Annotated in this window: 2 protein-coding genes and 2 pseudogenes; all 4 read right to left on the reverse strand. The window is 70.5% G+C overall.

Annotated features, from left to right (window positions below; all coding sequences use genetic code 11):
- Positions 1-154 precede the first annotated feature (154 nt).
- Positions 155-958 carry a neutral zinc metallopeptidase gene (locus tag ACY45C_RS07755; protein WP_462186949.1) on the reverse strand — a complete coding sequence of 268 codons (804 nt, stop codon included), beginning with the start codon at positions 956-958 and terminating at the stop codon, positions 155-157.
- Positions 959-1,168: 210 nt separating this feature from the next.
- Positions 1,169-4,670, reverse strand: a pseudogene (locus ACY45C_RS07760) (DEAD/DEAH box helicase).
- A gap of 68 nt (positions 4,671-4,738) precedes the next feature.
- Positions 4,739-5,859: pseudogene (locus tag ACY45C_RS07765) on the reverse strand (alpha-hydroxy acid oxidase).
- A gap of 177 nt (positions 5,860-6,036) precedes the next feature.
- The gene (locus tag ACY45C_RS07770; RefSeq protein ID WP_462186950.1) at positions 6,037-8,766 is read right to left on the reverse strand and encodes an AMP-binding protein; all 2,730 of its coding nucleotides are present in this window, start codon (positions 8,764-8,766) and stop codon (positions 6,037-6,039) included.
- Positions 8,767-8,999: the final 233 nt, after the last annotated feature.

Consider the following 8,999-nt stretch of genomic DNA (forward strand, 5'->3'; position numbering starts at 1 on the left):
CGCGCCCGTCCCCGCCTCGGCCCTGACCCCCAGCACCAGCCGGATCGCCCGTTCCCGCAGCTCATCGGGGTACTTCCTCGGCACGCCCATATCGTCCACTTCCTCCTGGTTTGACTGCCTCTATCAAACCCGGCACGGGACAGGCGTAGCTGGGTCAGAACAGCGGCACGCTTCCGCTCTCGGACTGGCCGAGCCGGTGGCAGGTGTCGCTGTCGCGCAGGTAGCCGAAGGAGAAGGCCTGGGCGCGTTGACGGGGGGTGCCGTGGGCGTCGGGGGCGGAGGCCACCTCCTGGTCGAACCAGCCGCTGTCGCGGGTGTCGCCGATGCTGTAGAACAGCAGCGCGCCCTGCAGCGCGTCGGTGAACGCGATGCGCTTGGCGTCGTGCGCGCTCTTGGCCTGGCGGCCGGCGAAGCAGTCGGCCTGGTTCTCCTCCGCGCGCGACACCACGCCGATCGTCCCGCCGATCCGGGCGCCCCGATGACCCAGCTCGTGCATGATCACAAACAGCGGGTAGGACGCTCCACCCGCCTGGAACAGCTCCGTCATGAAGTCGACGCTGTAGGCGACGGTGTCGTCGAGCTGGCAGTACAGTGCGTTGCCCGCGAACTGCTTGGGATCGTCCACCTGCGCGCCGCAGGCGTCCTGCGGAACCTGGCCGTCCCGGTAGGGGACGAACCGCGGCGGTGTCCACGCGTCGCCGAGCTCGCCGTGCCAGAAACTGTTTGTGCCGCCTGGGCAGCCGACCGGTTCGGAGAGGAGTTTCTCGACCCCGGCGAGGTCGGTCACCCTGCCCCCGCACTCCCCGGCGGCCGCGATCGGCACCGCCGATGTGCTCACCGATGTCCCAGACGCGGCCGTGTCCTCCGCGGCCGCGTCCGCCGCGGAGGAACCGTTGCAGCCGGTCAATACCCCGACGGACACGACGATCGCGGCCAACGCCGCCCAGATGACCCGCACGAGGCATCACCGTAGAGGCCCGCCCCGGTGCGTGGAACCCGACGTCGTCACCCTGACAGGCGCCGACGCCCTGACCTCGCCTAACCGCCGGTCGACGGCCCGGCCGCAGGCCCCGATGGGCGCCCATCGGTGGAACCGGGTGAACCGGGTGAACCCGCCCGCGCCTGTCAGGCCAGCCGGCCACGAGGCAGGGGGCGGTCCGGGGGGCCGTCAGGCGAACAGCTCGCGGATGTCGTCGGCGTCGAGCGTCGAGCTGAACATGTCACCGTCGTCCATGACGCTGGAGAACAGCCGCGCCTTCCGGTCCTTCATCGCCATCACCTTCTCCTCGATCGTGTCCCGGGCGACGAGGCGGTAGACCATGACGTTGCGGGACTGCCCGATGCGGTGCGTCCGGTCCACCGCCTGTTCCTCGGTCGCGGGATTCCACCACGGATCGAGCAGGAAACAGTAGTCCGCCTCGGTCAGGTTCAGGCCGAACCCGCCGGCTTTCAGGCTGACGAGAAAAACCGGGGCCGACCCCGTCTTGAACCGTTCGAGCACGGTGGACCGGTCGCGGGTCCGGCCGTCGAGGTAGCAGTGCTCCACACCGAGGGCGGACAACCGTTCGCGTACCTTGCCGAGAAACCCGGTGAACTGGCTGAAGACCAGGGCCCGGTGACCACTGTCGACGACGTCGGTGAGCTGCTCGAACAGAGCGTCGATCTTGGCGCACGGCAGGTCCCCGTGGTGGTCGTCCACCAGGCCAGCGTGCAGGCTGAGCTGGCGCAGCAGGGTCAGCGAGCGCAGGATCGTGAAGCGGTTGCGGTTCATGTCGTCGACCAGGCCCAGCACCTTCTGCCGTTCCCGTTGCAGGTAGGTCTGGTAGAGCCTGCGGTGCCGCGGGTGCAGGTCCACCTCCAGGACCTGTTCCTGCTTCGGCGGGAGCTCGGGCGCGACCTGTTCCTTGGTGCGGCGCGTCATCAGCGGCCTGATCCGCCGTCGGAGCTGGGCGAGCAGCTCGACGTCGTTCTGCTTCTCGACCGGCCGGGCGTAGTAGTCGCGGAAGCGGGTCGGGTTCGGGAACAGGCCGGGTGCGGTCACCGACAGCAGCGACCACAGCTCCATCAGGTTGTTCTCCATCGGGGTCCCGGTGACGGCCAGTTTGAACGGCGCCGGCAGCAGCCGGGCGCACCGGTAGGCCTTCGACTGATGATTCTTGATCATCTGGGCTTCGTCGAGGATCAGACCCGACCAGGCCAGGCTTGCGTACTCCTCGTGCTCGAGGCGGAAGAGCGTGTACGAGGTGATCACCAGGTCGGCGCCCGACACCGCCTCGTCGAGGGCCTCGCCGCGGCGCCGCTGCGTGTCGGAGATCGCCACCGTTCGCAGCCCGGGCGCGAACCGGGCCGCCTCCGCGGCCCAGTTCGACACGACGCTCGTCGGCGCGACGACGAGGAACGGCGCGAGTTCGGGATCGGCCTGCCGGGCGTGGCAGACCAGTGCCAGCGTCTGCAGCGTCTTTCCCAGGCCCATGTCGTCGGCGAGCACCCCGCCCAGCCGGTACTTCCACAGGAACGCCAGCCACCGGAAACCGTCGAGCTGGTAGGAGCGCAACGTCGCCGCGAGCGTCGCCGGCGGCTCCTGTTCGAGCTGGCCCTCGGCCCCCAGCTCCAGCAGCCCCGTCACCTGCTGGCGCCACGACCGCGCCTGGCGCTCGACCACACCGAGCCCGGCGAGCTCCTCCCACAGCCCGACCTGGAACCGACTGATCCGCAGCGGACCGCCGGGTGAGTCCTGTAGCGCCCGCGCCTCCTCGATCAGCCGCCGCAACGTCTGCAGCTCGGGCTTCTGCAGGCTGAAGTAGGCGCCGTCGGCGAGGAGCAGGTGCGACTGCCCCTGACTCAGCGCCAGGAAGACGTCCGTGAACGGCACTTGCCGGCCCTCCACGGTGACGGTGACCCCGAGATCGAACCAGTCGGTCTCGGCCTACCACGTCGTCGGTGGACAGGCCGATGAGCAGCGAGTCGCCGGCCTCTCGGTAGGCCGCCGGGTCACCGCTGACCTCGACGGCCACCCCGGGCCGGTCTGTCAGCAACGGGAGCAGCTCCGTCGTCGCGCGCATCGTGTCGACGCCGCGCAGCCGCACCCGTGGCCGCAGACCGGAACCCTGGTCACCGGCGAGCAGGGCGGCCGTGCCGGAGGGCAGATCCAGCGCCGCCAGCACGTCCCGCAACGCGTCCTGCTCCTGGCGCGGATCCCGCAACCCGTCCGGTTCCGCGGCGGGCAGCATCGTGCCGGGCGGTTCGGTGCCGTCAGGCTCCGTCGCGTACAGCGGCACGTGGATCCGCTCGCCGCCGACCTCGTAGGCCCATCCCCAGGTGAGGTCGAGCTCGTGGTCGTCACCGTAGGAGGCGTGCAGCACCAGGGCTGGCGGCGGCACCTCCGGCGGCTCGAAGGAGCCGTCGCTGGACACGACGGGGGCCAGGCGCCGCAGACGCGGGTAGAACTCCGTGCGGAAGCGGGACTCCTCGCTGCGGGGCACCCGCAGGCTCCGGTTCCCGACCGCCATCCGCTGCAGCCGCGGCGGCACCGGCTGGGCGAGCCGCGCGAGCCGGACGTGCCAGTCCCGATGGTCGTCGGAGGCCAGGACCTCCGCCCGGTCGACGTACACGACGCCATGGCCCTCGCGGCCGATGAACGAGAACACGGCGGCGTCCGTCGGCGTCCCGCCGAGGCGGAGCAGGGGAGCCACGACCAGCGACTTCGTGCTCTCGTCCCGGGTGACGTTCAGGCACAGCTCCGCGGAACCGTACCGGCTCACGTCGCCGAGCTTCTTGCGGGCGTGCACGAACCGGAGGCCGACCGCCTCGGCCTCGTCGAGCATCGGCCAGAGCTGACGGCTTTCGAACGCGCAGAGATCGAGCCGTTTCGCGCCGCCGGAAGAGTAGGAGGAGTAGTACGAGTACCCGTACCGCTCGTCGTGGGCCCGGTACACGGCGAAGAACTTCTGCAGCAGCCGTACCTGCGGCTGCTGGTACTCGCGGGTCTGGTACGCCGCGTTGAGGGCGTCCCACCCGATGGCGTTGACCCAGCCGTTCCGGCCCGGCTGCACCAGCCGGGCCGTGACCCGCAGGCCCAGCTCGGATCCGCCGCCGTGGGCCGGCGGATCCGCCGTGAAGCTCAGCTCGACGGCCAACGGCGTCGTCCCGGCGGCCCCGCCGTGCCCGCCGTGGCCGCCGCCGACGGCGGGCACGGCACCCAGCAGCTCTCCCAGGTCCTCGGTCCAGGCAGCCGACCGGGACAACCGCGGCTGAGCCGACCGCGGGGAGGACTGAGACCGCTGAGACCGCGGGGAGGACCCGGACCGCCGCGCCGATGGGCTGGGGGCCGCCGCCGCACCCGTTGCCGCGTTCGCCGTGGCCGTCGCGCCTGTCGTGGCCGTCAGCACCAGTGCCACGACGTGCTTGCAGTCGACGCCCACCGGGCAGGTGCACGAGCCGTACTGGAACGTCCAAGAGGACGGACCGTCACCCGAGAACTGCGCGCTCGTCGCGTAGACCTCGCCGCCGCTGCCACGCACCCGGCCCCGGAGGGTGTTCTCGTCGGGGTCCCAGTCGATCCTCGTGACCGCGCTCTGCTGGGCGTAGTGCACACCTCTGGCATACGAATGTTCGCCGACGGCTGTCCGGAGACCGACGGTGCCGGGTCCCTGCCACGACACGGAGAGCATGCCGCCAAGGTAGCAGGCGGTGACGGAAGGTCGCCAAGCGGCCCAACTCAGCCGTCGACAGGCATGGCCTATCGCGTCGACGGTGAGAGGGTGCTGGGGATACGTGCGCCCGAGACGAGGCCGCGGTCGAGGTCCGCCACGGTCGCGGCGCCGAGCAGTGCCATCGCGTGGTCGAATTCCACGCGCAGCAGCTCAATCATCCGTAGGACACCGGCCTCGCCGCCCGCGGCGAGGCCGTACAGGTAGGGCCGACCCACGAAGACCCCCGCGGCGCGGAGGGCCAGCGCCTTGGCCACGTCGTTGCCTCGCCGGACACCTCCGTCGAGGAACACCGTGAGCCTGCGCGCCGCCGCGTCAACCACCTCCGGCAGGATATCGATGGTCGCGGGGACGCCGTCCAGCTGCCGCCCGCCGTGGTTCGAGACCACGACACCGTCGACGCCCAGCTCGACGAGCCGGTCGCACTCGTCCCCGCGCATCAGGCCCTTGAGGAGCAACGGGCCTTCCCACAACGACCGGATCCGCTCGACGTCCTCCCAAGTGACGCAGTCCGACGACGATTTGATTGCCGCTTGGGTCTGGTTGAGGCTCAGCCGGGACGGGTCGCCGGGACGGCCGGCGCTGAATTGGCCGCGCATAAATTCGAATGTGCCCATGAAGTCGAATTTGCCGCGGATGAAATCGGTCGCCCACGCCGGCTTGCTGGCCCCCTGCAGCAGCATCTTGGGATGCGGCGGCCGACTTATGAGCTTGTTGCGGGTGTCGCGCTCACGGTTGCCCAGGACCGGCGTGTCGATGGTGATGGCCAGGGCCCGGTAACCCGCCGCCGCGATCCGCCGGACGAGGTTCCCGACCTCGGCGCGGTTGGGGGCAGGTAGAGCTGGTACCACAGCGTGCCAGTCGAGCGCGCGGCGACATCCTCGAGGGGGAAGGCTGCCACGGTGCTCTGCATGTACACGATGTCCGCCCGCGCCGCGGCCCTCGCCACAGCGATCTCCGCGGACGATCGCGCGAGGCGGCCCGTACCCGTGGGCGCCAGCATGATCGGCATCGACAGCCGCTCGCCGAACACGGTCGTCGAGAGGTCTCGCGTGGCGACGTCGGCGAGCGGCCGCGGGCGGAACTCGATGCGGTCGAACGCCGTGCGGTTACGCCTGAGCGACACCTCGTCGCCGGCTCCGCCCTCCATGGCGTCGAAAACCGCCCGGGGAAGCCTGCGGCGCGCCAGTTCCCGGAAGTCCTCGACATTGATTGCGTCCTGCACCCTCACGAACACGGACCTTTCGCTGTCGGCCTGGTCACGGGATCGCGTTCTCCCGGTCGCCAGGATTGTCAGTCACTCCGGAAGCACGCAAGCGGCAGCCGTTCACGCCTTGCGGGAGCTGGTGCGGCCGGCGAGGACCGCCCGGATGTCGGCCGCGATCTCGCTTACGATGGGTTCGCGCAGCACGGTGTCGTGGTCGCCGCCCACGGTGCGGTAGGTCGCCTCGCCGGTCAGCAGCGGGCGCCAGGCCTCCGTACGGTGCGGCGGCGAGGCGGCCGCCAGGTAGACCAGCGCCCGCCCGTTCCAGGGCTTGGGCCGGTAGAACCTCGTGAGCACCCGCGATTGGTTGTAGAAGACGTCGTACTGGTTCATGCCCTTGAACTGAACGACGCCAGCCAACGGGAGCTGGGCCGCCTGCCGGGCCCAGCCGAGCAGGACCCGTGCGGCAGCCCTTGCGCGCGCCGAGCCTATAGCCGATCCCCCCGTATGGTCCAAGGCCGGGGCCGGATTCGAACTCGTGGCCGGTCCCCCTGGAACTGGAAGCTGAGAGGGCAGCACTCCTCCCGCGAAGACGCCGGAGGACGTGTCGGGCAGGAAGCTGTCGATGAGGACGAGCAGTTCGACGTGCTCGTCGGCCTCGGTGAGGAGCCTCGCGGTTTCGAAGGCGACGAGGCCGCCGAAGGAGTGGCCGGCGAGGTGGTAGGGGCCGGTGGGTTGGAGTAGGCGCAGGGCGCGGGCGTGGCGGCGGGCGGCGGTGTGGATGGACCAGTCGGGGAGGCCGCGGTATTCGAGGCCGTGGGCTTGGATGCCGTAGACGGGGCGTTCGCCGTCGAAGTGGCGGGCAAAGCCAAGCATGCCGACGGCGAGGCCGCCGGCGCCGCAGAAGCAGAAGAGGGGCCGGCCGCTGCCGGTGGTGCGCAGCGGGACGACGGTGGGGTGGCGTAGGACGTCGGTGCCGGTATTGCGCAGGTGGGCGGTGAACTCGGCGACGGTGGGGGCGTCGGCGACGGTGGAGGTGGGGAGTTTGACACCGAGTTCGTCGGCGACCCTGGTGAGGAGCTCTTCGGCGATGAGGGAATCGCCGCCGAGTTCGACGAAGTCGTCGTGGATACCGACGTCGTCGAGGTGCAGGGCGGCGGCCCACACGTCGGCGACGGCCTCTTCCCACTGGTCGCGGGGCGGGTCCTGATTGGGTTTCGGACCGGCGGGGGGCAGGTTCAGTCGGTCGACCTTGCTGCGGTCGGTCCTCGGTAGTGCGGTGACCAGCATGACGGTGGCCGGCACCATGTAGGACGGCAGCTCGGCCCGTAGCAGGCGCCTGATCGAGGCCGGTGAGACCCGGGCGCCGGTCACGGGGACGACGTAGGCGACCAGGCGGGCCCGCTGCGTGGTCCTGTCGGCCACGACGACGGCCTCGAGCACATCTGAGCTCGCCAGCAGGGCGGACTCGATTTCGATCGGCTCGACGAGGTACCCGCGGATCTTCACGGCCGCGTCGGTGCGGCCGACAACCCTGAGCTGGCCGCTGGCGTCGATGCGCCCGAGGTCTCCGGTGCGGTAGGTGGGTGTGCCGTCCGGCCCGATGCCGAACCGCGATGCGCTCGCCGCCGCCGCCCGCCAGTAGCCCCCCGTGATGAAGTGGCCCGTCACGACGATCTCACCCGTCTCACCGGGCGGCATCTCGATGCCATCCGGCGAGACCACCCTCACCGCGACGTCGACCACCGGCCGCCCGGCCGGCATCACGCCGTCGGGTAGGTCCTCGTCCGACCAGATCGGGGCGCAGGTCGCCGTGCCGAGCTCCGAGGCTCCGTAGGAGACCAGGAACGCCGCGGCCGGCGGTAGGTGGTGGCGGGCCAACTCGACGTCGCGGGCGTAGATCGCCTCGCCGACCGACATGACGAATCGGAGGTCGTCGAGCACCTCGTCCGGCTCAAGGCAGCCGAACACGGTCCGGATCAGCGCCGGCGTGGCCACGATGCCGGCCGGCCGGGTGGTGCGCAGCCAGTCGGCTAGGTCGCGGACGCCGCGGACCCGAGGGTCGTACATCTCGAGGGTGGTGCCAAAGACCAGGCCACCGACCATCCGGTTCATCCCCGAGATGAAGGAGTAGGGCAGGAAGAGCGGCAGACGGTCGCCCGGAACCAGCCGCATCACGTCCTGGGCCTGGATGGCGTAGTGGATGCCCAGCAGGGCGCGGTGGTGCCACACGACACCCTTCGGTACTCCGGTCGACCCGGAGGTGAAGATCGGTACTCCGGTCGACCCGGAGGTGAAGATGAGCACAGCTGGATCGGTATCGGCCCGGCGCGGCGCGGTCGACGCCACCCGGTCAGCCAGCGCCGGGGACCAGTCGGCGACGCGCTCGTCGCCGACGTCGATAGTCTCCACGATCCCCGGCAGCGCGGCGGCAGTCCGCTGGTCGGCGGAGCCAGTCGGTCCGGTGACGCACACCGAGGCCCCTGCCAGTCCCACGACCTGAGCGAGACGGTCGGTGGGATGCATCCTGTCGAGGGGCACGCAAGGCCGGCCGCTCGCGATAACGCCCAAGACGGCGGCGATCCCGCTCGCGCCGTGGGGCAACAGCACCGCGACGGGCGTGTCCGGGTCGGCCGCGGCGGGCTCCCGAAGGATGCGGTCGGCGACGACGTCCACCCAGGCGACGAGCTGGGCGAAGGTAACGGCACGGTGTTCGTCGCGGACCGCCACGACGTCGTGGCAGACCGCGGCGACGGTGCGGATCCGGTCGACGACGTTTCCGAACCGGTCGTCGGGACGCAGCGGCGGCGGCACCGGCACCGGCACCGCCTGGGTGACCTGGCTTTTCCTCATGCCAGGCCTTTCCTCGCGCCAGCCAGGTCAGTGGCCTTAGGGACGGGCGGTGTTGTCATGGCGCCTCCCGGGCGGGCACTGGTATTGGAGCCGTGACCGCGCTCCGGTCCGTTCAGATCCGTTCATATCTAACACGAACGGCTTTGCGACCGACCACCCAGTCCATATTAATCATTAACGTAAGGGTATGGTTGCCATAAGGACCTGGAGCCCGCGATACGGCTCGACGCGAA

This window comes from Frankia sp. CcWB2, from assembly GCF_977927585.1.

What these genes read in the sequence shown, in the direction of transcription:
- ACY45C_RS07770 (WP_462186950.1), bottom strand. Translation starts at nt 8,766, where the DNA reads ATGAGGAAAAGCCAGGTCACCCAGGCGGTGCCGGTGCCGGTGCCGCCG.